Below are 1,321 nucleotides of genomic sequence, written 5' to 3'. Positions count from 1 at the left end.
CTTAACGGGTGACAACGTACCTAGAGAGCTTGCTGCATCAGGGATAGAGCATAGAAACCTCGCTGAAAATAGAGTTGTTTATGGGGTTTGAGAGCTATCAGTTGGAGTGCCCAGTCGGCCCATAACTCCATGGCATAGATCCATCGTTGGCCATAGAGACCGAGACTAAAATCACTCTGTCGCGGCGTGCTGTCGCGGTGCTCTTGGATACGCCCCGCATACTGATCTATCCCGAGGTGTTTCACCTGTTGTCCGTGCAAGGTGGCCCAACTGTAGGCCAAGGCGATCAGCAACACTAAGGCTAAAAACCGAGTGTCGTTGACCTTGGCATCCTCCAGGTGATAGCCACCCGTCTTGCAATCTTTGAAGAGCTGTTCAATGCCCCAGCGACACCGATAGACCGCTAAGGCTTGTGCCAAGGTGGGCAAATTAGTCAGGATATACCACGGCTCCTTCGGCCCCTTCTGACGGTACTTTCGCTTCCAATAAACCGCTAAATTGAACGGGCCGATGCCATCGCCTTTATTGCACAAAATCCCCTCGTAAAAGCGGGACTGTCCCGGTTTGAAGCCAACGGCTTTGAGGACTTGATAGTCAGGTTCGGCATCGGTCTTGAAATGGAAATCCTTTTTCTGTCGGAGCGCAAAGGACACCCCTCGTGCATCCAACCAGGCCGCCAGTTTAGGGCTATGGAACTCTCGGTCACCCAGCACGAGAACCGGATAGGACTTGAACAATGACAGGGCCGCTTTGAGGAGTCGCTGTTGCGTTTTCAGGTCACTATTGCCAGCCTGTCCCAAGAGTTCCCAATAAACGGGTAAGGCGTGGGTTCCCCACACCACACTGACCATGAAGATATTTCGCCCTTTCCATTCTGTGCGGTCAATTGCGAGAATCCAATAGCCGTGTTTATGGTGCTTGAGCGTTCTCAAACGGCGGCGTTGGTCGCGATTCAACCCTCGTCCGGTTTGCACTTGTCGAATCCAATATTTGAGCAGTGGAAACCACAGCACCTTGAGGGTGAGTTTTGGCAAGGTTAGAAATCGCTGTAAGTTGCGTTTTCGACTTTGATACTGAATCGGCTGGGGAAAAACACTGGCTAACACTGAGAGTTTGACCTGTCGGTGGGCCTGTAGCAATAGCAACAGAATCTCTAAGGTTATATACTGACTCTCCGTCAGATGGGCACGCAGGGTGGTTTGGTAAGATGGGGGAAGCATATTTTTGGGGGGAGTCCGTTCAGGACTCCCTATTTTTTGTCCTTCCTATTCTCTCAAAGCATTGTCCCCTGAAGCTTTGAGTCCCCTTGTCACCCGCTAAG

General features: G+C 51.4%; 1 protein-coding gene. It reads right to left on the bottom strand.

Annotated elements, in window-relative coordinates:
* Positions 1-20 precede the first annotated feature (20 nt).
* Entirely contained in the window at positions 21-1,220 is a 1,200-nt protein-coding gene (locus E1H13_RS26480; protein ID WP_169617950.1) for an IS4 family transposase, read from the bottom strand.
* Between the last annotated feature and the right edge of the window lie 101 nt (positions 1,221-1,321).

The sequence above is a fragment of the Nodosilinea sp. P-1105 genome (assembly GCF_012911975.1).
In the GTDB taxonomy this organism is placed as follows: Bacteria; Cyanobacteriota; Cyanobacteriia; order Phormidesmidales; family Phormidesmidaceae; genus Nodosilinea.
The sequence above is the reverse complement of the archived record's forward strand: the minus strand, read 5'-3'. Positions and strand labels throughout refer to the sequence as shown.

Bases quoted from the DNA above. Each gene is read 5' to 3' on its own strand.
- E1H13_RS26480 (WP_169617950.1), bottom strand. From the start codon at position 1,220: ATGCTTCCCCCATCTTACCAAACCACCCTGCGTGCCCATCTGACGGAG.